Below are 23410 nucleotides of genomic sequence, written 5' to 3' on the forward strand. Positions count from 1 at the left end.
ATGGAAAATTTTTGGACTCACTGTCTCGAACGCTTTAAAAAAGAGCTCTCCGCTCAGCAATTTAATACCTGGATTAAGCCACTTAGGTTCGAACACGACCAAGATAAAATTAAAATATTAGCCCCCAATAAGTTTGTGCAACAGTGGGTAAAAGATCGCTTTGCACAAAAAATTGAATTACTAGCTAAAGAACTGCTACCCCAGGTCACTAAAGTAGAATTCGCTATACGCGCTATTAAAGAATCTATATTGCCTAAAAAAGAGGCAGTTTTATCAAAAGCTTTAGCCATATCTCCCCAAAACAATGTAGCCGATGCACCCCCTCATGAAACAACCAAAAAAAGTGCGGGTGGCACGCTCAAAGAAGTCAAAGCATCTGGTCTGAATCCTCAATTTACATTTGAAAGCTTTGTGACAGGCAAAGCCAATCAATTAGCTTGCGCTGCAGCAATGCAAGTAGCTGAAAATCCAGGCAAAGCATATAACCCGCTTTTTATATATGGCGGCGTGGGCTTAGGTAAGACGCACTTAATTCAAGCGATTGGTAATCATTTAAAACATATCCAGCCTGACGCAAAAATTAAATATCTTCACGCCGAGCGCTACGTATCCGATGTAGTTAAAGCTTATGAAAATAAAGCTTTCGATGCTTTCAAAAAAAATTATCATTCATTAGATTTGCTATTGATTGATGATATTCAGTTTTTTTCGAAAAAAAATCGCACGCAAGAAGAATTCTTTTATGCATTCAATGCACTGATTGAAAATAAAAAACAAATTATTATTACATGCGACAGCTATCCAAAAGAAATTGAAGGTGTCGATGAGCGCTTGAGAACCCGATTTAGCTGGGGACTTACAGTGGCAATTGAACCGCCTGAACTTGAAATGCGCGTTGCCATTCTGCTAAAAAAAGCAGAAGAAAATAAAATGAAAATTTCTGAAGAGGTTGCATTCTTTATTGCAAAACAAATTCGCTCTAACGTGCGGGAATTAGAAGGCGCATTAAATAGAATATTAGCGATGTCTAATTTTACAAAGTCAGCGATTGATATTCATTTAGCCAAAGATGCATTGAAAGATTTAATTGCAGTACGCGGACGTCAAGTGAGTGTTGAGAACATCCAAAAAACAGTGGCCGAGTATTTTAAAATTAAAATATCTGACATGTTAAGTAAAAAACGTTCGCGCAATTATTCAAAACCAAGACAGCTTGCTATGGCATTAACAAGAGAGCTAACTAATTTAAGCTTTCCAGAAATTGGTGAGGCTTATGGGGGTCGACACCACACAACCGTTATGCATGCATGTGAGGAAATTGAGCAATTACGCTTAAGCAATCAATCGATTGCACAAGACTTAGGAATACTTAAACAAGTACTCAAGGGCTAATTAAACCCTGTGGAATGGCTGTGGACGAGTTGTGGGTAAGTCGTATTTTTAAAAAATATGTGTTTTTTATCCACAATTCATCCACAGGTAATTACAATAGAAATGCATAGTTATTCACAAGATAACCATATGTTTATATTAAGGTTTATAAGGTTATCCATAGAAAACCTCACTATTATTACTATTATTAGATTTATATATTAAAAAACATTAAATAAAGAAGAACGATATGAATATAAAAATTAATCGAGATGCATTACTTAAACCTCTCGCTAATGTTGCAAGTATTGTGGAACGTAAACACGCACTTCCAATTCTTTCGAATATTTTAATTCAAGGTAAGGATGGTCAGGTGCAACTCACCGCTACTGATTTGGAGATGCAGGTATCTTTAAGTTTTAAAGCGGACTTAAAAGAAGAGATTGCTACTACCATATCTGCAAGAAAATTTTTTGACATCACAAGATCATTACCTGATGACTGTGTAATTGATATTGCAATTAAAGATAGCCGTGTTGCAGTTAAGGCTAATAAGAGTCGTTTTGCTATTCAAACATTACCCGCAAAAGATTATCCAGTAATGACAAAAGCCTCAAGTGAAGCTGTGGTAATTACAATTTCTCAAATTCAACTCAAACGTTTATTAAAGCAAGTTGAGTTTGCAATGGCACAACAAGATATTCGATATTATTTAAATGGTTTGTTATTTGAAGTGAACGGCAATCAACTTAATATTGTAGGCACTGATGGCCATCGTTTAAGTTTTACATCAATTCATTTAGATCAAAACTACAATAAAACAGAAGTGATTCTTCCTAGAAAAACAGTGATTGAATTAATTAAACTTCTTAACGAAACAGAAGAGTTGGTGTCAGTCGAGCTTTACAAGGGTCAAGTTAGTTTTAATTTTAATGACATACAGCTTATTTCAAAAGTTATTGATGGTAAATTCCCAGATTACACTCGTGTTATTCCTGAGGGGCACAACAACCAATTCACAATTGATCGATCACAGTTTTTAACCTCATTGCAGCGCGCATCAATTTTATCAAACGAAAAATATCGCGGCATTCGCATGATGATTGCAGATAATAATTTGAAGTTAATTAGCACAAATACAGAACAAGAAGAAGCTGAAGAGGAATTAGAAATCCAATACCAACAAGATCCTATTGATATTGGTTTTAATGTGACATACTTAATTGATGTGCTCACAAACATTCAAGAAGACAAAGTAACTCTAGCATTCTTGGATACGAATAGTAGTTGCCTATTTACAATACCGAACAATAATGACTATAAATATGTAGTCATGCCAATGCGCATTTAATTAAATTTAAAATAAAGAGAAACTCATGGCTCAAAAGATAGACAATCAAGAATACAACTCAGACAGCATTAAAATCTTAAAGGGATTGGATGCGGTAAGAAAAAGACCGGGTATGTATATCGGCGACACTTCAGATGGCAGCGGTCTTCATCATATGGTCTTCGAGGTGCTTGATAATGCGATTGATGAGTCTTTAGCGGGTCATTGCGACGATATTAAAATTATTATACATCCAGATAATTCTGTGAGCGTTTCAGATAACGGTCGCGGTATCCCAACAGACATTAAAGAAGACGACGAATTTAAACGATCTGCTGCTGAAATTGTAATGACAGAATTACACGCAGGTGGAAAGTTTGATCAAAACTCTTATAAAGTATCTGGTGGCTTACACGGTGTAGGTGTATCTGTAGTGAACGCGCTATCAGAATGGTTACGCTTAAAAGTTTGCCGTAATGGCAAGGTGTATCAAATGGAATTTAAACGTGGCGAACGTGTAGCTCCTTTGGTTGAAATGGGCACCACAGATCGTCGTGGAACAGAAGTTCATTTCTTCCCGTCAGCTGAAACATTTACCAATATAGATTTCCATTATGAAATTCTAGCTAAACGTATACGCGAATTATCATTTCTTAATAATGGCGTCAAAATGGAATTGATAGACCAAAGAAATAACAAGTCAGAAAACTTCGCATATTCAGGCGGGGTAAAAGGCTTTGTAGAATACATGAATCGATCTAAATCTGTGCTACATAAAAAACCATTTCATGCGATTGGCGAAAAAGAAGGTATTAGCGTTGAGGTGTCGATGCAATGGAATGATTCCTATGGAGAAAATGTCCAGTGCTTTACAAATAATATTCCTCAAAGAGACGGGGGCACACACTTAACAGGCCTGCGCACAGCCATGACAAGAACGCTCAATAATTTTATTGAGCAAAATGAGCTCGCTAAAAAAGCAAAAGTTGAAACAACAGGCGATGATATGCGAGAAGGCCTCACATGTATTCTTTCGGTAAAAGTGCCAGAGCCTAAATTTTCTTCACAAACAAAAGATAAATTGGTTTCAAGTGAAGTCCAACCTGTAGTATCTGACGTAGTTGCTTCAAAGCTCGCTGATTTCTTAGCCGAAAGCCCAGCAGATGCAAAAATTATTTGTAATAAAATTATTGATGCAGCTCGCGCTAGAGAGGCTGCACGTAAAGCACGTGATATGACAAGACGTAAAGGCGTTATGGATTCGATGGGCCTTCCGGGCAAATTGGCAGACTGCCAAGAAAAAGACCCGTCATTGTGCGAAATTTACTTAGTCGAGGGTGACTCTGCAGGAGGCTCAGCAAAGCAAGGCCGTGATCGAAAAAATCAAGCGATCTTGCCGTTAAAGGGAAAAATTCTAAATGTGGAGAAAGCGCGTTTTGATAAATTATTATCTTCACAAGAAATTGCAACCTTAATTACTGCGCTAGGTACTGGAATTGGTAAGGACGATTTTAATGTGGAGAAACTTCGCTATCATCGCATTATTATTATGACCGACGCTGACGTTGATGGCGCTCATATTCGTACCCTGCTATTAACTTTCTTCTATCGCCAAATGCCAGAGCTTGTAGAGCGAGGACATATTTATATTGCACAGCCGCCTCTTTTTAAAGTGAAACAAGGTAAGCATGAGCAATATCTCAAAGACGAACAAGAGCTTGACCAATACTTACTTGAATCTGCCATTAAAGATGCAACCTTGCTTACTAAAAAAGGCGGCAGCAATTTAACAGGCGATGCATTAGGGGAAATTGCAAGACAAATGGTGTTAACTGAAGCGGTCATTCGTCGCATTGCGCCGCATTATGATGAAGCGGTGTTACGCGCAATTCTTCATGTAGGCGCTATAGATTTAACAAGCGAGCCTAAGGTTGAAAAAGTCGCGCAAGCAATAAGAGAGCGCCTCATCAATAAGAGTACAGAAAAATCAGAAGTGATTGTATCGCTCGATGAAGAAACTAAAACTTATAAGCTAGCTGTTCATAAATTTGTTCATGGCAATTTAGAGAGCTGTGTGATTGATGCATTATTCTTGTCGAGTGGTGATTACCAGCAACTATTAAAAACATCACAAATGTTAGATGGTCTTGTGGGTGGGGGCGCTGTAATTCAACGCGGAGAAAAATCAGAATCAATTTCTAATTTTAAAGAAGCGCTTGATTGGTTGTTAGGCGAAGCAAAACATAATTTAAATATTCAGCGCTATAAAGGTCTGGGAGAAATGAATCCAGAACAACTTTGGGAAACAACGATGGATCCTAATGTACGTCGCTTACTTAAAGTACAAATTGATGATGCTATTTCAGCAGATGAAATATTTTCAACGCTCATGGGAGACCAGGTTGAGCCGAGACGTGCATTTATTGAAAATAATGCATTAGGAGCAAGTAACCTCGATATTTAGTTTTGGTTAATTTATGACGCTAAGTGAATTAAGATTTGTGGTGGCTTTGGCTAAAGAGAAAAATTTTAGACGTGCCGCAAACAAATGTTTTGTGAGTCAGCCAGCATTAAGCTTAGCAATTAAAAAATTAGAAGAAGAGCTTAATGTTTCCTTGTTTGAGAGAAGTCGCACCGAAGTTACTATCACTGAAATTGGCGAAAAGATTGTTGAGCAAGCCAATATTATTTTAGAGCAAGTTGAAAAGATAAAATCATTCGCCAAATCTGGCGGCGACCCTCTAGATGGATTAATTAAAGCTGGAATGATTCATTCGGTCGGCCCTTACTTGTTGCCGCAAATTATTCCTATCTTAAGAAAAATCGCGCCAAAAATGCCCCTTGAGGTCGAAGAAAATATTACCGCGAGTCTGGAGCTACAATTAAAAAATGGACAAATTGACGCAGCGATTGTGGCGTTGCCGTTTAACATTCCAGGTATACATGTTTTGCCGCTTTATAAAGAAGAGTTTGTCGTCGCTGTTCCGAACAATCATCCTTGGGCATCACGTAAAAATATTCACCCAAAAGAATTAAGCGACGAAAAAGTATTGCTTTTAAATAGTGGGCATTGCTTTAGTTTACAAGTGGTTGAGTCATGCCCAGATTTATCGAAAAAAGGAGAGGTGCTACAAGGTAATTCACTTGAAACAATTCGTAATATGGTGGCATCGAATTTGGGGATTACAGTGTTGCCGAAAAGTGCAACATCAGATCGCTACCAAAATCATTTAATAAAAGTCATTCCTTTTATTAAGCCTGTTCCTTCACGAACAATTGCCATTGCCTATCGAAAAAGTTTTGTGCGAATGAACGCTGTAGAAAAAATCTCAGAAGCAATACGATTGATTAAAACAGATACGATTGAAATTATATAAGAAGCGTTATTTATAGGTAACGCTTCTTAATATGGATAAGCGATTAACGAGCCGCGCGTCTTCTTTTTGGAGCCGCTTTACGTTTAGCTGGTTTTTTTGCAGCAACTTTACGAGCTGGTTTACGTCTAGCAGCTGGTTTTTTTGCAGCAGGTGATCTTGCAGGAGCTTTCTTAGAACCAAGACCTAAAACAGATTTGAGTGGGCATGAAGCTAAAACACCAGTGCCTAATAAGAAAACACCAACGACTTCATCAACAATACCATATTCAAAAACAGAGTAACCACCAATTGCTTGACCTAATACAGCAGCGCCAACAGCAATACGAACTACTCTTTCTAAACCTTTAACATTCGTCTTCATTTACTATCCTTTTTTATTAAGAGGAGTTTGCATCATAAACGAATTAAAAAATTTAGGAAATACTTTTTTTAGTGCCTGACAGCAAAATCCAGCCTTCGCGCTCAATAGGTTTGTTTAAATTAAACCATGTGCTATATATTTGAGTCAGCATCTCGACTTGTTCTTTCAATATACCAGATAACGCAATTTTTCCTTCTGGCCTGCAAGCCTTTGCTATGATGGGTGCCAGGACGGATAGCGCGCTTGATAAAATATTTGCAACCACTATATCAGCTTCAAAAGTTAGTGACGACTCTGAATTGTAAAATTGAATATCGACATGATTTTCTTGTGCATTATGTTTGCTTGCAATAATGGCTTGAGGATCAATATCAACACCTATTACTTCTTTTGCACCACATTTTTTTGCTGCAATAGACAAAATACCTGAACCACATCCGTAATCTAAAACACGATCATTAATATTCACTTCATTAATAAGCCACTCTAAGCATAAGTGTGTTGTAGGGTGACTTCCTGTACCAAATGCTAATCCAGGATCTAAGGTAATATTGATGGCATCAGGATTGGGTGAAGTATGCCAACTTGGTACGATCCAAAGCTTATCAAAAACACTGATGGGTTCAAATTGTGATTGAGTCAAAGCAACCCAATTTTGTTCTTCGACAGATTCAACTGTGAAATCAATATTAGATAAACCGGTAATAGTTTTCAGTTCATTGATGATAGTGTCGATAGATACATCGGCATTAAAAAGAGATTCAACCGTATTGTGTTGCCATATTGTGTTGCTTGGAATGTTAGGCTCACCAAAAAGTGCTTCTTCATTTTCACTATTAAGATAAGAGTCTTCGATAGAACATGAAAGAGCGCCGAGTTCAATTAAAGCATCACTCATGCTATGTGCATATGCTGCACTTGCTCGGATTTTAAGATTAATCCAAGCGGCCATTTATTTTTTTTGTATGCCGAGTTTTTTTTCTAAGTAATGAATGCTGACGCCGCCATTATTAAATGCAAGATCAGCCATGAGGTCTTTGTGTAAAGGAATATTTGTTTTAATGCCTTCGACGACCATTTCAGATAAAGCAACACGCATTCTCGCAATTGCTTGATCGCGCGTATCAGCATAGGTAATTAATTTACCGATCATAGAGTCATAATTGGAAGGGACTGTGTAGCCCCCGTAGGTATGAGTATCTACTCGCACGCCAGGGCCTCCAGGCATATGAAATGTAGTAACTTTTCCTGGAGATGGGACAAAGCTATAAGGATCTTCGGCATTAATTCGACATTCAATTGCATGGCCTTTAAAGACAATGTCTTTTTGTTTAAACGGTAATTTTTCACCGGCAGCAATCTTGATTTGTTGTTGAACAATATCAATGCCTGTTATGAATTCAGTGACAGGGTGTTCAACTTGTAATCGTGTATTCATTTCAATGAAATAAAATTCATTATTTTCATATAAGAACTCAAAAGTACCAGCACCACGATAGTTAATTTTTCGGCATGCTTCCGCACAGCGCTCACCAATTTTTTCACGAATTTTTTGTGATAAACCAGGCGCAGGGGCTTCTTCAATAATTTTTTGGTGGCGACGCTGAAGTGAGCAATCACGCTCACCAAGATATACAGCATTACCGTGCTCATCAGAAAGAACTTGAAATTCAATATGACGCGGCTTTTCTAAAAATTTTTCCATATACACAACAGGGTTGCCAAAAGCAGCTTGTGCTTCCTGTTTCGTCATATTCACTGAAGCAATTAAAGCAGCCTCCGTATGAACTACGCGCATGCCCCTGCCACCACCACCACCAGCAGCTTTAATAATGATGGGGTAACCAATTTTTTTAGCAATGGTGATTATTTCTTTGGGTTCATCAGGAAGTGCACCTTCAGATCCAGGAACACAAGGCACGCCTGCTTCTTTCATGGCATTTTTTGCGCTGACTTTGTCGCCCATGAGACGAATCGTTTCTGGACGAGGACCAATAAATACAAAACCACTTTGTTGAACCCGCTCAGCAAAATCTGCATTCTCAGACAAGAAGCCATAGCCAGGATGGATGGCTTCTGCATCTGTTACTTCTGCAGCGCTAATGACAGCCGGGATATTTAAATAACTTTGCGCAGAGGGTGCTGGACCAATACATACTGATTCATCAGACAATTTGACGTATTTTGCATCTCGGTCTGCTTCGGAGTGGACGGTCACTGTTTTAATGCCAAGCTCGCGACATGCGCGCAATACTCTCAGTGCTATTTCGCCGCGATTAGCGATCAGTATTTTTTCAAACATAAAATAAGTTAGCCGATAATAAAGAGAGTTTCGCCGTATTCGACGGGCTGGCCATTTTCAACCAAAATCTTTTTAATCGTGCCAGTAGCATCAGCCTCAATTTCATTAAGTAATTTCATAGCCTCAATGATACAAAGAGTGTCACCTTTAGTAACTTTAGATCCTACATCGACAAAAACTTTCGCATCAGGCGAAGGCGAGCGATAGAATGTTCCCACCATAGGCGAATTTACTGCATGACCATCTATTTTTTCTGCAACAGGTTTAGTTTCTGAAGTGGCTCCTTCTGATGGAGCAGCCATTTGAGGCTGATGGCTCATTTGTTGAGGCGCTTGTATATAGTGTGTCATCGGTGTTGCTTGGTTCATAAGTTGCCGGCTGATTTTTACCTTTTCCTCACCCTCGGTGAGTTCAAGTTCGGCGATACCAGACTCTTCTACTAAATCGATTAATTTTTTAAGTTTGCGTAAATCCATAATGACCTCTTTTTAAAACTTTAAGCGTTAATTGCAAAATTAAGGGCTGCTATATAACCATCTGCACCTAGGCCGCTAATAACTGCGACTGCGATATCAGAAAAATAGGAGTGATGCCTAAAAGGCTCCCTTGCATATACATTAGATAAATGAACTTCAATAAATGGTACTTTGACAGCAGAGAGTGCGTCACGCATTGCAACGGATGTGTGGGTATAAGCTGCCGGATTAATAATTAGAAAATCAACTTTGTCATTGTGAAGCGACTGTATTTTGTTTACCAAGTCTCCTTCGCTATTGCTTTGCATCGTTTCAAGCTTAATGGACTTCGCTGATGCTATGGTTTTTAACGCTTGATCGATGTCTTCTAAGGTCTGTTTGCCGTAGTGTTGTGGCTCACGCTCACCTAGGAGATTTAGGTTGGGCCCATGCAAAACTAAGATTGATTTTGTTGCCATGTGTCGCGTTTTTCTTGAATCTATGGAAGTTAATTTTGCCGAAAATAACGTTTTTTGTCTACAAATTAGACGAAATTAAGGAAAATTAAAGGTTTTTTGAGGGTTGCAATAAAGGCTTGGTTATGGCATCCAATTGGTCTTTGTGTACGCGACCGAGAATTGTTTTTTGGATGTTACCTTCTGAATTGATGATTACAGTATAAGGCAAAATACCCTCCTTGTTCCCTAAATTTTTACTCAAAATCACCCCTTTATCTTCATCTACAAATATAGGATAAGTTACTTTGGTCTTTTTAAGATAGGATTGCACGGCTTTTTCCTCATCAATCGCGATGCCAACCACCACAAGGTTTTTAGACTTATTTTCAGTATAGAAATTAGATAATTCAGGCATTTCTTCGCGACAAGGCTCACACCAGGTTGCCCAAAAATTGAGCACAATGGTTTTATGTTGAAATTGTTTGAGGTTTTGAGGCTTGCCATCAGGATCATTTATGACCGATGCAAATAATGGGGCAGATGAGGAGCTGATTTTTTCTGCAGGTTTTAAAAAAATGCGAGAAAAAGAAAAACCTAAAAAAATAATAGCAACCACATAGATGGTTATATGTAGTTTAGTTTTATTGATTTTCATGTTGGAGCGTTTTAAGGTGATCTAGCATTTGGGATGCATTCTTGAAGCCTACAATTCTAAAAGTTCGTAATTCGTTATGCTGCTTATCAAAAAATAATATGGCTGGCGGGCCGTAAAGATTGAAATGTTTTAATAGGGCTTTATGTTGAGTAGTATTTTGAGTGACGTCAACTTGAAGCAAGCTATATTCATTAAGATATTCTTTGACCTTTGAGTTATTGAAAGTAAGTTTTTCGTATTCTTTACAAGATACGCACCAATCCGCATAAAAATCTAGCATGATCATTTTGTTATCGCGCTGATTTAGTTCGCGAGATAAATCATCAAGACTTTGAATTTGCTTAAAGGGTAAAACAGAAACGTGATTAGGTTTCGTGGTAATAGAAATGTTCTCATCATCAGATATATTCATTTTTTGAAGTGTTAGTCCAAAAAGTAAAATCGAAGCAATAAGTGTTACAAAGGCCAGTAGATGAACCCAAGACATCGATTTATATTTGAAGCGACGAACTGCAAAAAATAAATAAATTGAGAGTGCGAGCAATAAAGCGCTGTAAGCAATTTGATCGGTATTTTCAGGGAAAAGCGGGCTCATGATAAATAGGCCCATGGCAATTAATATAAAGCCAATCAGCTCTTTAATAATAATCATCCAATGACCACGCTTAGGCAGCCATTGATCGGAAAAAATACCAATGAGAAGAAGCGGTATGCTCATGCCAATAGAAAGTGTAAATAAAGCTATGCCGCCTAAGACAAAATCTCTTGATTGATTGATATAGATAATTGCTCCTGCCAGAGGAGGTGCAATGCAGGGGCTCAATACAAGCGATGAGATCATTCCGATAATAAATACATTAAGATACCTACCTCCTTCTACGCGAAGGATAGATGTCGCAATAAAATTTTCAATGAAGTGAGGTAATTTGAGAGCATATAAATCAAACATAGAAAGTGCTAAAAGAATAAAAACAACACCGAGAACAATCATGAGCAAAGGACTTTGAATACTTGACGTAATTAAATTGCCTGACAATCCCGCAAAAATACCTATCAAGGTATAAGTAAAAGAAACGCCACCCACATAACTGAAAGATAGAAAAAAATCTTTTAAGCGCGTTTGATGAGAGGGACGCTTATGTGAAGCAAAAATAATACTTGATAAAATAGGAATCATGGGAAGAACACAAGGCGTTAAAGAAAGCAAAAGCCCCGCAATAAAAAACCCTAACAAGATAAGACCAATATGTTGTGACTGCAATAAAAATTGCATCGTATCAACTTCAGAATTAGAGCTGGTCGCGTTTAAGGTTTTAGTTTGAATGCTATCGAACTTAAATTCTTTTGAAATAGGAGCGTAACAAAGACCTTTTTGGCTGCATCCTTGATAAGTGAGGCTTATTTTTTTTGGTGGATGAGTTGGATCGAATGGAATAGAAGCATTTAAGGTGCTATGGTAAATTTCTGTTTTTCCGAAATGAGGGTCTGTTTTAATTTCTGCAGTTGGCAAAAGGATTTGATTTTGAGGAACATGATCAAATTCAACTTTTAATTTGTTGCGATAAAGATAATAGTCTTTCGCAATAAAGAATGCTGCCTCGATGGATTGAGAATTTTTTTTGATTGTTAATTGAAAAGCTTCGTCAGGCTGTAGGAAAGCATTTTTATCTTTTAAGAATAAAGATTCGTCAGCATTTGCGATGTTGATGAGTAAGCCGATAAAAAATAAACTAAACAAAATTGTTATTTTTTTTGATAAAGAAAAAATACGGCTAAACATGAATAATGACCTTTAATTAATTAAGAAGTAGTAGGTTGGAGTTAAATCATCACAAAATCGTTCCTTAAGTATGATTCAATCAAGCTCTTAAGCACAACGATCATTTATTACATATAATTCTAACTAAATTAATAGAATAACCTAATGCGATTACTTTTTACTATTCTTTTATTATCCTTCCCAGTCATTGAGATATGGGGCATTTTTAAACTAAGCGCTCTTTATGGGTGGTGGTTTTTTCTTTATATGATTTTAGTTACTTACCTTGGTTGGCGATTAATCAAAGAGGAAAAACAGTTAGTTTTTGCAAAGCTAATGGGTGCTATGACTCAAGGTGGCAATCCAATTAAAGCCATGATTGGTAGTGCACGTAATTTATTTGCAGGTATCTTATTTATTATCCCTGGCGTAATTACAGATTCCTTAGCGGTCATATTGTTGCTTATTCCTATTAAAAATAACTCTTCTCAAAATGTTCATCCATCAGAAGATGATGTGATCGAAGGTGAGTATCGTCGTGATGATGAGCTTTTAAAATAATGAGTTACTCCATCAAACTGTTACCAAGTGGCCACGTTTTTCAGGCTAAAGGAAGTCAAACCATTGTAGAGGCTGCTATAGATGCAGGTGTTCATCTGCCTTATGGTTGTCGAAATGGTGCGTGTGGCGCATGCAAAGGTAAGGTGGTTGAAGGAAAGGTGCATTTAGAAGATTATCAGTCATCCGTGATTTCAGAAGAAGAAATTAAAAATGGTATGACATTGTTTTGCAGGGCTATGGCCATAGAAGATTTAACTATTGAAATTAAAGAGCTGGCCATTGTTAATAATATAAGACCTAAAATCTTTCCAGTTCGTGTTGAAGCTTTAGAAAAGTTGACGCATGACGTCATGCTAATGAAACTCAAGCTTCCAAGCACAGACAAACTGCAATTTGTAGCTGGACAATATTTAGAGTTTTTACTTAAAGATGGAAAGAGGAGAGCATTTTCAATTGCCAGCCCTTCTCATGAGTCTTCCTTGCTTGAGATACATCTCAGACTCATCCCAGGGGGAGAGTTTACAGAATATGTATTTCAAGAAATGAAAGAAAAATCTATTTTGCGCGTGGAAGGACCTTTCGGTAATTTTTTCTTGCGTGAAGACTCTATGAAAACTATTATTTTTGTAGCTGGTGGAACGGGCTTTGCACCGATTAAGGGCATGATCGAAGAGTCCATTCAAAAAGGCATGAAGCGGCCCATTAAGCTTTATCGGGGCGCGCGAGCATTGGAAGATTTATATATGAATACGTTATGCAAAGAATGGGCAAACGAATTTTCGCATATTGAATATATCCCTGTTCTTTCTGAGTCTCCTGAGGAAGATTTCTGGCATGGGCGAAATGGATTAGTGCATGAAGCCGTATTAAAAGATTTTGTAAATTTAAATGACTATCAATTGTACTGCTGTGGTGCTCCTCAGATGGTAGAAGTGGCACATGAGGCATTTATTAAAGCAGGGCTGCCGGAGGATGAGTTTTATTCAGATGCTTTTACGTTTGCAGCACCCGTAAAAAAATAAACAGGCATAAAAAAAGGCGCTAAAAGCGCCTTTTTCTTTGATACAGAGAAGCAAATTACTTAGCAGCTTTAGCATCAGCAGTTGGTTTAGCAGCTTTAGCAGCAAATGCGTTTAATGAAAGTGCGAATAAACCTGCAACTAATGAAGCAAATAACTTAGACATGTAATTTCCTTAAATATAAAATGAAATAAAATATGTATCAAACTGTAATAATACTGATACACATCAACCGTGTATAAATCACGATTTGCGCGAATTATACATGAGCCATAATTTTTATCTACAAAAAAACGACTGAATGTTAAGGACTTAATTTTTCGGGAAAAGTTCCTCGAAGCCTAAAGAGCTTAAGAATAAAGCAGTGCTAATTAAAACGACTTTTCAAAACAGCATTATAAAACTCAATCATAGATTGCTTCACAGACTCCCTAGCTAAATTAATAGTATCAAAAAATTGTTCGAGGTGTCCTAAAAGCGAAGCATAAACTTCGTGATCAAAGTAAGAGTTTACGAGAAAACCAATTCCAAAAAAAATTAAAGTAATAAAAGATTGGATTATTAAATGACGAGGTAATTCTTTAATGAAAGGATTATTTCTTTTACCTATTTTCTTAAATTTAAAATTTTTAAAATGAAAAAGGTAATAACTTAAAATTTGAAATGTAGTGATTGGTAAAAGCCAAGTGTAATTAAGGTCACTTAAGCCCATTCCAAAGGACAAAATCATACTTACGAGCCATCCAAGCTTTCCAATAAGTTTCATATGCGGCATATTGAATTAAAGACTCGCCAATTTAACATCTGAGTTATATCGCACAATCCAAAATGCGCAGATGTAATCGAAGGATTTGAAACTAGTGATCGATTGTCTCTAAAAGCTTTTTCATCATAGATTGATCAGAAGGCTCATCCGACGAAAAAGTCATAAAAGATTCTCTCTCAAGAACATTCACCATTCTCGGATGATTTACGATAAAAAGAACGTCCTTTAAAAAACTCATATCTTTTAAGCGATTTAAACGAACGAACTCTTTACATGCCTCAGAGCTTGTAATAAGAATTGCTGAAATATGAATTTTTTCAGAGAAAGCTTTAAGTAAATCTAAATTAGTTTGCGGAAATGTGCGGGTATAACATTCTGCGTATGTAACTTCAGCACCTCGCGCTCTTAATATTTCAGCTAAAGTTTCGCGGCCGCCCTCACCCCTAAAGATTACAATTTTTTTATTCTTAATATCATTCATTTCTTTGGTGGCAAGCAAACCTTCGCTATCGAAGTTCTCATCTGGTATGAGAACATGATTTACATCAAATAATTTCAGTGCTTTTTGAGTGGAGGGACCAATTGCTGCAAACTTTGTTGATTCGGGCAATGAATGAAAGGCATGTTTGACAGCTGGCATTCCAAATTGCACTGCGTTAGAGCTAATAAAAATAGCCCAATCATATTCATTTAATTTTAAAACGATATTTTGAAAAGTTTCGTTTTGACTTTTTGATTTGATTTCAAGCAAGGGAAACTCGATAGGATGTCCTTGATGTTCATTGACTAAGGCTTTGATCTCACCTGTTTGATGAGAAGGCCGTGTAATCACAATACCAGTTTGATGGAGTTCTTTTTTACTCATATTACAAGACTCGCTAATATTTTATCGGCGCCTTGATCAAGCAGTTGCTTAGCAAGTTTTTCACCAAGCTTTTCAGCATCTGCAATAGAGCCTTCAATTTTATCTTTAATCATTTCTTTTCCATCTATAGAAGCTACAAAACCTTGAAGCTTAAGAATTTTATTTTCAATAATTGCATGCGCACCCAGAGGCACATTGCAACTGCCACCCAAAGTTCTGCTCATAGCCCTTTCGGCTAAAACGCAATAAGCCGACTCTTGGTGATGAAGTGGTTTTAATAGCTCAATAAGGTCGGAACGCACTTTTAATATTTCGATAGCAAGTGCGCCTTGCCCAACAGCAGGAATTGAATTTTCAGGAGACATATACTGTCGAATACGGTTTTTTAATTTAAGATGAATAAGCCCTGCTGCTGCCAATATAATGCCTTGATATTGTTTTTTATCGAGCTTTCTTAAGCGTGTTTGGAGATTGCCTCTTAATGGCTCAATCATAAGCTCAGGGAATCGACGTTGTAATTGACTTTGTCGGCGAAGACTTGAAGTGCCTACAATACTTCCCGGCGGCAACATTTCGAGTGCACCAAAATCATTAGAAATAAATGCATCTCGTGCATCTTCTCTTTTACCAATAGCTGCAATCATAAATTCATCGCTTAAATGCATAGGCAAGTCTTTAAGTGAATGCACTGCAATATCAGCTTCTTTATTTTGAAGAGCCACTTCTAATTCTTTAATAAAGAGGCCCTTGCCACCAATTTTGGAGAGAGATTTATTAAGTGTTTTATCGCCTTGAGTTGTCATGCCAAGAATAGTGACTTCTAATCTTGGATATAAAGATACAAGTTCCGATTTGATATATTCGGCTTGCCACATTGCAAGGTCACTTTCGCGCGTCGCGATGGTTATGTGTGTAGGCTGGGTCATAGTTGAATTTAAAACGAATGTCCTATTTTATCATAAGCTAGGCCATTGAAAATTTAGAAAATCATAAGCTTTAGCATATACTTTCAACTATGGCTAAAAAAGATATAAAAAAAGCGAATTGGTCAGGCAGATTTAATGAGCCTGTGACTGAACTCGTCAAAAGATTTACAGCTTCTATAGGTTTTGATCAAAAACTAGGTCTTTATGATATTGAAGGTTCAGTGGCACATGCTGAAATGCTAGCTGCACAGAAAATCATCACACAAAAAGACTTAAAAGCGATTCAAAGCGGATTACAAAGTATTCAAAAAGAAATTTTAGCTGGTACCTTTAAGTGGTCTTTAGATTTAGAAGACGTACATTTGAATATTGAGAAAAGGTTGACTGATAAAATTGGCGAAGCAGGTAAGAAATTACATACAGGCAGATCGAGAAATGACCAGGTCGCAACTGATTTGAGATTATGGCTAAGAGAAACCATAGATCAAACGATTCAAAAAATTAAAACACTTCAGTTATCCGTCGTTCAGTTAGCAGATAAGCACCAAAAAACAATTATGCCCGGATTCACTCATCTGCAAGTCGCGCAGCCTGTGACTTTTGGTCATCATTTAATGGCTTATTATGAGATGCTGCAAAGAGATCTGACAAGATTTGAAGATGCTAGAAAAAGAATGAATCAATTACCTTTGGGTGCGGCAGCACTTGCCGGGACAAGTTATCCCATCGATAGAAATAGGGTTGCTAAAAAACTGAAATTTGACGGCGTCTGTGAGAATTCACTAGATGCAGTTTCAGATAGAGATTTTGCAATTGAATTTACTTTTGCAGCATCTTTACTTATGACTCATTTATCAAGATTTTCAGAAGAACTCATCATGTGGTCGAGCCCCATGTTTGGATTCGTTGAAATCGCTGATGGATTTTGTACCGGATCATCCATCATGCCGCAGAAAAAAAATCCAGATGTACCTGAATTGGTGAGAGGAAAAACAGGCAGAGTCACCGGCCATTTAATGAGCCTTCTCATGCTTATGAAAGCGCAGCCACTTGCTTACAATAAAGACAATCAAGAAGACAAAGAGCCCCTTTTTGATACTGCAAATACTATTTTAGATGTGCTGACTATCTATGCAGACATGCTGAAAAGTATTTCGGTCAATGAAAAAAATATGAAGGAAGCTGCTTTAAAAGGTTACGCGACTGCAACAGATTTAGCAGACTATCTTGTGATTAAAGGAGTGGCATTTAGAGATGCGCATGAAATTGTTGCAAAAGCCGTAAGCACAGCTATTAAAAAGAAATGTGATTTATCAGATCTGAAGATAGATGAATTGAAAAAATTTAGTAAAATGATTTCAAGTGATGTATATAGTCATCTAACGCTTGAAGGTTCAATTAAATCTAGAAATCACACTGGCGGCACGTCTTTTGAGCAAGTCAAAAAATCGATTGAAAAAGCAAAAAAAAGATTAAAACAATAATTGTTTTAGTTATTTGCTTGCTTTACAGGCCAGCCCCCACCTAAAGATTTAAACAATTCAACGCTCGCAATTAATCTTAATTGTCTTTTTTGAATATATGAAATCGACGCATCATTGAAAACACGCTGCGCGTCTAGATATTCCAAGTAACTTGAATAGCCAGCTTTGTAACGATTCGAAGCAATATCCATAGCTTTTTTCGCCGCATCTTGTGTGAGTTTTAAATCATTTTCTTGTTCGGTATATTCTTTTAAAGATACAAGTGCATTATTTACCTCTTTAAAAGCATTTTGTATAGAAGACTCATAATAGCTAAGCGCTTGTTTTTGTTTGGCTGTTGCTTGACTCACTCTTGCTTGAGCTCTTCCTGAGTCAAAAATTGGAAGTGTCAAGCCTAAGCCTATCCCCCAAATGTCTGAACCAGTTTTATTAATATTTTTTAATTCAGCACTCTCTCTTCCAAAATTTGCCGTAAGGATAATATTTGGAAAAAGCGCTGCTCTAGCCACACCAATATTTGCATTAGCTGCAATCATTATTTGTTCAGCTTCTTTTATGTCTGGCCTTGATTCCAAAAGCGATGAGGGCATATTAGCTGGCGGTATTGGAGGTGTGACTAAAGCATCTATTCTATTTTCAGGAATATTTAAATTCATATCGCCTGACAAAAGAACAAGCTGATTAGAAACGACTTCACGTTGACGAATAAGATCACTTAGCTGAGCTGATAGATTATTAAAAGCCGCTTCAGCTTGATGAAGATCGAGTGCAGATATAAGTCCGCTCTCTAAACGCTTTTTAGTGAGCTCTAAATTTTCTTTACGATATCCAACATTATCTTTTAAAGCCAATATTTGTGAATCGATGCTTCGCAATAACAAGTAATTGCTTGCAAGAGTACTTTGTAAACTTAATACCACAGTGTCTTTTGAATATTGAGATGAAATATATTCAGCACGAGCTGATTCTTTCGCTCGACGTAATCTTCCCCAAAAATCTAGCTCAAATGATGTGCCGAGTTGAATATTGAAATTTTTACGGAAGGGTTTTACAAAATTTGAGGGCACAATACCAGTTTCAGTGGCTTTAGTTCGATTTCCCTGAGACGTTAAATCTACCGAGGGTATCAGAGCCGCTCCTATTTGTTTTAGGTATGCATCAGCTTCTTCCAGGCGTGCAATCGCTGCGTTAACATCTACATTTTTGTCTAATGCTTTGTCCATTAGCTCATCAAGTGCTGGGTCCTGATAAAGCTTCCACCAATTATTTAAATCCGCAACTAAATTGTCTTTATTGATTTCATGGTGATAAGCGTTGGGCAGATTTATTTCTGGACGTTTGTAGTCAGGCCCAACTAGAGTGCAACTTGCAACCAAAATTAGCGATACTAAAAATATGATTTTCATATTTTATTTTTTAAACTCTTCAGCAATTTTGATATAAGTGCCAATACGATCTTTTTGATGTTTACTTAACCATACAAAAAATAGTGGAATAAAAATAGTTGCAATAAAGGTTGCTAATATCATGCCGCCAAAAACACCAGTCCCCATAGATTGACGCGCCGCTGCACCCGCACCCGTTGCAAAAACAAGAGGCACAATACCAAAAACGAAAGCCATCGATGTCATCACAATAGGTCTAAAACGGAGGCGCGCAGCTTCAACCGCAGCCTCCATGAGGGGCATACCCTCTTCCATTTTTTGACTCGCAAATTCAACAATTAAGATTGCATTTTTAGCAGCGAGACCAATTAAGGTGATTAAGCCAATCTGAAAATAAATATCATTTGGCATACCGCGCACCAGAATAGCAATGAGCGCGCCAGTCATTGCAAATGGCACAGCCATAATTACTGCGAGAGGAAGTGCCCATGTTTCAAACTGTGCGGCTAAAATCAGAAACACCATAATAATGGCGAAGCCAAACGCGAAGAGCGCCGCAGAACCTGCGCGCTTTTCTTGGTAGGCTTGTCCTGTCCAAGCCATTTGATAGCCCTCAGGTAAACTTTCCTTTGCAATTTTTTCAACAAGCTTAATGGTGTCGCCCGAACTAACACCAGGGGCTCCTCCTGCTAAGACTTTTGCCGAGAGAAGTCCGTTAAAACGTTCGAGTTGTTCAGCACCTACAATACTATTGACTATGCTAATCGCTGAGAGGGGAATCATAGCGCCTGCATTTGATCGCACATACACTTTACCGAGATCATCTGGACTCATTCGATAAGGCGCTTCCGCTTGAAGCTGAACACGATAAGTTCTACCCGATTTATTAAAGTCATTAACATACAGTGAGCCCATAGTGCTTTGCAGCGTGTCATAAATACTCGAAATAGGGATGCCTAAGCTCATCGCTTTAGCTTCATCTACTTCAATAAAAAGTTGCGGTACAGTAGGCCTAAAAAAGGAATTAATGCCTATAAGACGTGGTTCTTTTTTAAGTGCTTCAATGAACAAATTCACTGCAGCAAATAAACGTAATGGGTCAGTGTCGCTTCTACTTTGGACATAAGTTTCCATACTACCTGAGCTGCCTAATCCACGAATTGAAGGAGGGTTAAATGCAATAGCAAGGCCATCGGGTTGCATCATACCAATACCAAAAAGTTTTTTTACAATATCACCTGCGGAGCTTTTTCGTTCCGCCCAATCTTTTAATCTTACAAACATCGTAGCTGCATTTGATTTGTTGCCGCCTCCGATCAAATCATATCCATTTACAGCAAACTGAAAAGTAGTTGCAGGATCCTTGGCAATTGCAGAACGAACATCTTCCGTTGTTTTAGAGGTGCGACTAATTGTAGCGCCATCCGGCAACATCACAGCTGTAATAACGTATCCTTGATCTTCGGAAGGTATAAAGCTCGTAGGCGTAAATTTAAAAAGGAATATAGAGGCAATCACAATCCCAACAAAAACAATGCCCCCAATAAAGCGGTGATGCAATGTGCTATTAACGACCTTAATATAAAAGTTGGTTAAGCGAGTAAATCCTCCATTAAAGCGATCAAAAAATTTTGAACGAATAGAGTTCGGATTTAAGATAATGGCACAGAGTGCCGGCGTCAGCGTGAGGGCCACAACACCAGATATCACAACAGCAATAGCAACTGTCACAGCAAATTGGCGATAGAGTTCTCCTGCGATACCACCCATAAATGCCACAGGCACAAATACAGCGCATAACACTAATACAATGGCAACGACTGCAGCAGAGACTTGTTCCATGGATTTAATAGCAGCTTTAATCGGAGAAAGTTTTTCTTCCGCCATTAAGCGTTCAATATTTTCTAAAACGACAATGGCATCATCGACCACAATACCTATAGACAAGACCATCGCGAAGAGTGTCAGCGTATTGATTGAGAAACCAAAAAGATATAGCCCTGCAAAAGTACCTATTAAAGATATAGGTACAGCGATAATAGGAATTAAAGTTGCACGCCAGTTTTGTAAAAATAGAAACACGACAATCACTACAAGAAGCATTGCTTCACCAAGCGTTTTAAAGACTTCTTTCATGGAAGCTTTTACAAAATTACTTGTGTCATAAGGAATTTCGAAATCCATTCCTTTAGGAAAGCGTCCTTTAAGTTCAGCCATTTTTTCTTTAATGCCCTTTGCTGTATCAAGAGCATTAGCGCCTGTCTGAAGGAAAATAGGAATACCTACGCCTGGTTTACCATTTAATGTTGTATTGATGTCGTAGGTTTGTGAACCCAATTCGACCCTTGCAATATCTTTAAGATAAAGAATACCGTTTGGCCCACCAGCTCTAACGATAATATTTCCAAATTCATTAGGATCAAGCAAGCGGCCTTTTGCATTGACTGTATATACTAGTTGTTGCTCATTTACAGAAGGTTCCTGACCAATTTTACCTGCCGCATATTGTGCATTTTGGCTTTGAATTGCAGCTGCGATGTCAGAAGTGGTGACATGTAGTTGCGCCATACGATCTGGTTTTAGCCAGATCCGCATAGAGTAATCGCGAGCACCAAAAATATTAGCATCACCAACACCTTTGACGCGTTTGATTTCATCTAATACATTTAGCGTTGCATAGTTACTTAAATAAAGCGGATCAAATTGTTTGTCTTTTGATGTGAGCATCACCACCAAAAGAATGTCATTTGATTTTTTTTGCACAATCACACCTGTGCGCCTTACCATTTCTGGTAATCGAGGAGAGGCGATGTTGACACGATTACTTACATTAAATGTAGCCTGATCAATGTTAGTGCCAATTTCAAAAGTAGCAGTAATGTTAAGTGTGCCGCTAGAGTCCGTGCTTGAATTAAAATAAAGAAGACCTTCAACGCCACTTAGCTGCTCTTCAATGGGGCCTGCAACTGTTTTCGAGAGTGTTTCGGCACTTGCACCTGGATAGTTCGCAGTGATAATGACTGTAGGTGGTGCAATTTGTGGATATTGTGCAATGGATAATTTAAGTGCAGCTGCAATACCAGCTAGAACAATAATGATTGAGATTACCGCAGCAAAAATTGGCCGCGTAATAAAAAATTTACTCATTATTTTTTGAAGCTAGGCATGTTAGTCACAGGCATGCCAGGACGTACTTTGATAAGATTGTCGATAATGACTTTATCGCCCGCTTGAAGACCGTTTAGAATAACCCAATCTCTACCTTTCCATTGGCCAGTAACAACAGGACGGGGTGTCGCTTGACTTTTTTCATTGACCACAAATACAAACTTACCTTGATCAGAATTAAGAACCGCTAACTGAGGCAGTAAAAATACACCATCTTTTTTGCCTATATTTACACGGACGCGCACAAATTGACCAGGTAAAATTTGACGCTCGTTATTTTCAAATGTTGCTCGGAGCTCTTGAGTGCCAAGCGATGGATTAATTTCGCTTGCGGCAAAGTTTATTTTGCCTTTTTTCGGGTATTCATTTCCATCAGAAAGGATCATTGAAACTTCCTGAATATTTTTTTCATTTAATGCACCACCCAATTGTTTAAGTTCATTATCCGAAAAACTAAAACGTACCCAAATTGGATTTACTTGCGCTAATGTCGTAAGCAGACTTGTATTCGCAGAAATGAGGGCGCCTTCAGAAAATTGAAAGCGACCAGAAATACCATCGACAGGCGCGGTGACATTAGTATAAGAAAGATTGAGTTCCGCCTGTCTTAAATTTGCTCGGCTTTGAGCGAGAGCAGCGATACTAATCGATTCGTCTGATGTTGCATTATCAAATTCACGCTGACTAATCGACCGAGATTCAATCAAACCCTCTAAACGTTTTTTCTCTCTCTTAGCTTGTTCGGCTCGTTCAAGGCTCTGATTATATTGAGCACGCGCTTGATTTAAGGCTATTTTATATGGCTCGGGATCAATATTGAATAAAGTTTGACCCGCTTTAACCGCAGAGCCTTCATTGTATTTACGTTTTAATAAAATACCGCCAACACGAGGTCTAATTTCAACTTCTTTAGCGCCCTCTGTTTGGCCCACAGCTTCGGCTGAAATAGGGACGCTCGAAGGTGCCATTTCTAGCATCGTTACAGGCAATACAAAATTAGGTGGCATACCACTTTGCTCAGGGGGCTTCTGGCAGCCAACCAAGATAAGCAGTATAAGAAGGGGAGGTAAAATAGATCTTAATGGCGCGAGATGGCTTAACAACTGAAACCCCAACTTTAAAAATATGGATAAAGGAAATGTATCTTAAATCTGACTATATTTTACT

20 protein-coding genes are annotated in these 23410 nt (G+C 37.9%); 7 read left to right on the forward strand and 13 right to left on the reverse strand.

Translation table 11 applies throughout. From position 1 onward, the window contains the following. The 4 genes from dnaA (at position 1) to FIT70_RS00020 (ending at position 6078) form a co-directional block, all read left to right on the forward strand. Positions 1-1392 (forward strand): chromosomal replication initiator protein DnaA, encoded by a 1392-nt coding sequence (dnaA, locus tag FIT70_RS00005; RefSeq protein WP_139909441.1) that lies wholly within the window; start codon positions 1-3, stop codon positions 1390-1392. A gap of 229 nt (positions 1393-1621) precedes the next feature. Continuing rightward, positions 1622-2722, forward strand: a complete 1101-nt coding sequence (gene dnaN / locus FIT70_RS00010) for a DNA polymerase III subunit beta (protein ID WP_139866542.1) — start codon at positions 1622-1624, stop codon at positions 2720-2722. 25 nt (positions 2723-2747) lie between these two features. After that, on the forward strand, positions 2748-5165 hold the full coding sequence (gyrB, locus tag FIT70_RS00015; protein WP_139930204.1) for a DNA topoisomerase (ATP-hydrolyzing) subunit B: 2418 nt from the start codon (positions 2748-2750) through the stop codon (positions 5163-5165). A gap of 13 nt (positions 5166-5178) precedes the next feature. Continuing rightward, positions 5179-6078 (forward strand): LysR substrate-binding domain-containing protein, encoded by a 900-nt coding sequence (locus tag FIT70_RS00020; protein ID WP_139930206.1) that lies wholly within the window; start codon positions 5179-5181, stop codon positions 6076-6078. A 43-nt stretch (positions 6079-6121) separates the two neighbouring features. On the opposite strand, the gene FIT70_RS00025 is transcribed toward FIT70_RS00020, so the two are convergent. The 7 genes from FIT70_RS00025 to dsbD all read right to left on the reverse strand — a co-directional run bounded on the left by FIT70_RS00025 (position 6122) and on the right by dsbD (position 12089). Then, positions 6122-6439: a YgaP family membrane protein gene (locus FIT70_RS00025; protein WP_139866549.1), complete on the reverse strand. Its 318-nt coding sequence runs from the start codon at positions 6437-6439 to the stop codon at positions 6122-6124. Between the two features lie 52 nt (positions 6440-6491). Then, positions 6492-7391 (reverse strand): 50S ribosomal protein L11 methyltransferase, encoded by a 900-nt coding sequence (gene prmA, locus FIT70_RS00030; RefSeq protein ID WP_139930208.1) that lies wholly within the window; start codon positions 7389-7391, stop codon positions 6492-6494. Then, entirely contained in the window at positions 7392-8741 is a 1350-nt protein-coding gene (gene accC, locus FIT70_RS00035) for an acetyl-CoA carboxylase biotin carboxylase subunit (protein WP_139930210.1), read from the reverse strand. It abuts the gene before it with no gap. An 8-nt stretch (positions 8742-8749) separates the two neighbouring features. After that, a complete protein-coding gene (gene accB, locus FIT70_RS00040; protein ID WP_139875256.1) occupies positions 8750-9217 on the reverse strand; it encodes an acetyl-CoA carboxylase biotin carboxyl carrier protein in 468 nt (155 codons plus the stop codon). A gap of 20 nt (positions 9218-9237) precedes the next feature. After that, a complete protein-coding gene (gene aroQ, locus FIT70_RS00045; protein WP_139866557.1) occupies positions 9238-9675 on the reverse strand; it encodes a type II 3-dehydroquinate dehydratase in 438 nt (145 codons plus the stop codon). 85 nt (positions 9676-9760) lie between these two features. Continuing rightward, entirely contained in the window at positions 9761-10309 is a 549-nt protein-coding gene (locus FIT70_RS00050; RefSeq protein WP_139930211.1) for a TlpA disulfide reductase family protein, read from the reverse strand. Beyond that, the gene (dsbD, locus tag FIT70_RS00055; protein ID WP_139930213.1) at positions 10296-12089 is read right to left on the reverse strand and encodes a protein-disulfide reductase DsbD; all 1794 of its coding nucleotides are present in this window, start codon (positions 12087-12089) and stop codon (positions 10296-10298) included. The genes FIT70_RS00050 and dsbD overlap by 14 nt, the downstream gene beginning before the upstream one ends. A gap of 144 nt (positions 12090-12233) precedes the next feature. On the opposite strand from dsbD, the gene FIT70_RS00060 reads away from it, so the two are divergent. After that, positions 12234-12629, forward strand: a complete 396-nt coding sequence (locus tag FIT70_RS00060; protein WP_139869882.1) for an FxsA family protein — start codon at positions 12234-12236, stop codon at positions 12627-12629. Next, entirely contained in the window at positions 12629-13651 is a 1023-nt protein-coding gene (locus FIT70_RS00065; RefSeq protein WP_139927995.1) for a CDP-6-deoxy-delta-3,4-glucoseen reductase, read from the forward strand. Before FIT70_RS00060 ends, FIT70_RS00065 begins: the two co-directional genes overlap by 1 nt. Positions 13652-14016: 365 nt before the next feature. Here FIT70_RS00065 and FIT70_RS00070 read toward each other — a convergent pair whose 3' ends face one another. From FIT70_RS00070 to hemC, 3 genes are all read right to left on the reverse strand, one after another. Continuing rightward, a complete protein-coding gene (locus FIT70_RS00070; protein ID WP_139930215.1) occupies positions 14017-14424 on the reverse strand; it encodes a hypothetical protein in 408 nt (135 codons plus the stop codon). Between the two features lie 82 nt (positions 14425-14506). After that, the gene (locus tag FIT70_RS00075; RefSeq protein WP_139928002.1) at positions 14507-15280 is read right to left on the reverse strand and encodes a uroporphyrinogen-III synthase; all 774 of its coding nucleotides are present in this window, start codon (positions 15278-15280) and stop codon (positions 14507-14509) included. Beyond that, entirely contained in the window at positions 15277-16206 is a 930-nt protein-coding gene (hemC, locus tag FIT70_RS00080) for a hydroxymethylbilane synthase (RefSeq protein WP_139930217.1), read from the reverse strand. The genes FIT70_RS00075 and hemC overlap by 4 nt, the downstream gene beginning before the upstream one ends. An 89-nt stretch (positions 16207-16295) precedes the next feature. Here hemC and argH point away from each other — a divergent pair, with 89 nt between their 5' ends. After that, positions 16296-17690 (forward strand): argininosuccinate lyase, encoded by a 1395-nt coding sequence (argH, locus tag FIT70_RS00085; protein WP_139930219.1) that lies wholly within the window; start codon positions 16296-16298, stop codon positions 17688-17690. A gap of 5 nt (positions 17691-17695) precedes the next feature. Here argH and FIT70_RS00090 read toward each other — a convergent pair whose 3' ends face one another. From FIT70_RS00090 to FIT70_RS00100, 3 genes are read right to left on the reverse strand one after another with little or no spacing between them, the layout of a single operon-like run. Continuing rightward, positions 17696-19096, reverse strand: coding sequence for an efflux transporter outer membrane subunit (locus tag FIT70_RS00090; protein WP_139930221.1), 1401 nt, complete (start codon positions 19094-19096; stop codon positions 17696-17698). Positions 19097-19099: 3 nt separating this feature from the next. Beyond that, positions 19100-22222 (reverse strand): efflux RND transporter permease subunit, encoded by a 3123-nt coding sequence (locus tag FIT70_RS00095; protein ID WP_139930223.1) that lies wholly within the window; start codon positions 22220-22222, stop codon positions 19100-19102. After that, a complete protein-coding gene (locus FIT70_RS00100) occupies positions 22222-23346 on the reverse strand; it encodes an efflux RND transporter periplasmic adaptor subunit (RefSeq protein ID WP_420897684.1) in 1125 nt (374 codons plus the stop codon). The genes FIT70_RS00095 and FIT70_RS00100 overlap by 1 nt, the downstream gene beginning before the upstream one ends. Between the last annotated feature and the right edge of the window lie 64 nt (positions 23347-23410).

The organism is Candidatus Methylopumilus universalis, from assembly GCF_006364435.1.
Lineage (GTDB): Bacteria > Pseudomonadota > Gammaproteobacteria > Burkholderiales > Methylophilaceae > Methylopumilus > Methylopumilus universalis.

What these genes read in the sequence shown, in the direction of transcription:
- dnaA (WP_139909441.1), top strand. Translation starts at nt 1, where the DNA reads ATGGAAAATTTTTGGACTCACTGTCTCGAACGCTTTAAAAAAGAGCTC.
- dnaN (WP_139866542.1), top strand. Translation starts at nt 1,622, where the DNA reads ATGAATATAAAAATTAATCGAGATGCATTACTTAAACCTCTCGCTAAT.
- gyrB (WP_139930204.1), top strand. Translation starts at nt 2,748, where the DNA reads ATGGCTCAAAAGATAGACAATCAAGAATACAACTCAGACAGCATTAAA.
- FIT70_RS00020 (WP_139930206.1), top strand. Translation starts at nt 5,179, where the DNA reads ATGACGCTAAGTGAATTAAGATTTGTGGTGGCTTTGGCTAAAGAGAAA.
- FIT70_RS00025 (WP_139866549.1), bottom strand. Translation starts at nt 6,439, where the DNA reads ATGAAGACGAATGTTAAAGGTTTAGAAAGAGTAGTTCGTATTGCTGTT.
- prmA (WP_139930208.1), bottom strand. Translation starts at nt 7,391, where the DNA reads ATGGCCGCTTGGATTAATCTTAAAATCCGAGCAAGTGCAGCATATGCA.
- accC (WP_139930210.1), bottom strand. Translation starts at nt 8,741, where the DNA reads ATGTTTGAAAAAATACTGATCGCTAATCGCGGCGAAATAGCACTGAGA.
- accB (WP_139875256.1), bottom strand. Translation starts at nt 9,217, where the DNA reads ATGGATTTACGCAAACTTAAAAAATTAATCGATTTAGTAGAAGAGTCT.
- aroQ (WP_139866557.1), bottom strand. Translation starts at nt 9,675, where the DNA reads ATGGCAACAAAATCAATCTTAGTTTTGCATGGGCCCAACCTAAATCTC.
- FIT70_RS00050 (WP_139930211.1), bottom strand. Translation starts at nt 10,309, where the DNA reads ATGAAAATCAATAAAACTAAACTACATATAACCATCTATGTGGTTGCT.
- dsbD (WP_139930213.1), bottom strand. Translation starts at nt 12,089, where the DNA reads ATGTTTAGCCGTATTTTTTCTTTATCAAAAAAAATAACAATTTTGTTT.
- FIT70_RS00060 (WP_139869882.1), top strand. Translation starts at nt 12,234, where the DNA reads ATGCGATTACTTTTTACTATTCTTTTATTATCCTTCCCAGTCATTGAG.
- FIT70_RS00065 (WP_139927995.1), top strand. Translation starts at nt 12,629, where the DNA reads ATGAGTTACTCCATCAAACTGTTACCAAGTGGCCACGTTTTTCAGGCT.
- FIT70_RS00070 (WP_139930215.1), bottom strand. Translation starts at nt 14,424, where the DNA reads ATGCCGCATATGAAACTTATTGGAAAGCTTGGATGGCTCGTAAGTATG.
- FIT70_RS00075 (WP_139928002.1), bottom strand. Translation starts at nt 15,280, where the DNA reads ATGAGTAAAAAAGAACTCCATCAAACTGGTATTGTGATTACACGGCCT.
- hemC (WP_139930217.1), bottom strand. Translation starts at nt 16,206, where the DNA reads ATGACCCAGCCTACACACATAACCATCGCGACGCGCGAAAGTGACCTT.
- argH (WP_139930219.1), top strand. Translation starts at nt 16,296, where the DNA reads ATGGCTAAAAAAGATATAAAAAAAGCGAATTGGTCAGGCAGATTTAAT.
- FIT70_RS00090 (WP_139930221.1), bottom strand. Translation starts at nt 19,096, where the DNA reads ATGAAAATCATATTTTTAGTATCGCTAATTTTGGTTGCAAGTTGCACT.
- FIT70_RS00095 (WP_139930223.1), bottom strand. Translation starts at nt 22,222, where the DNA reads ATGAGTAAATTTTTTATTACGCGGCCAATTTTTGCTGCGGTAATCTCA.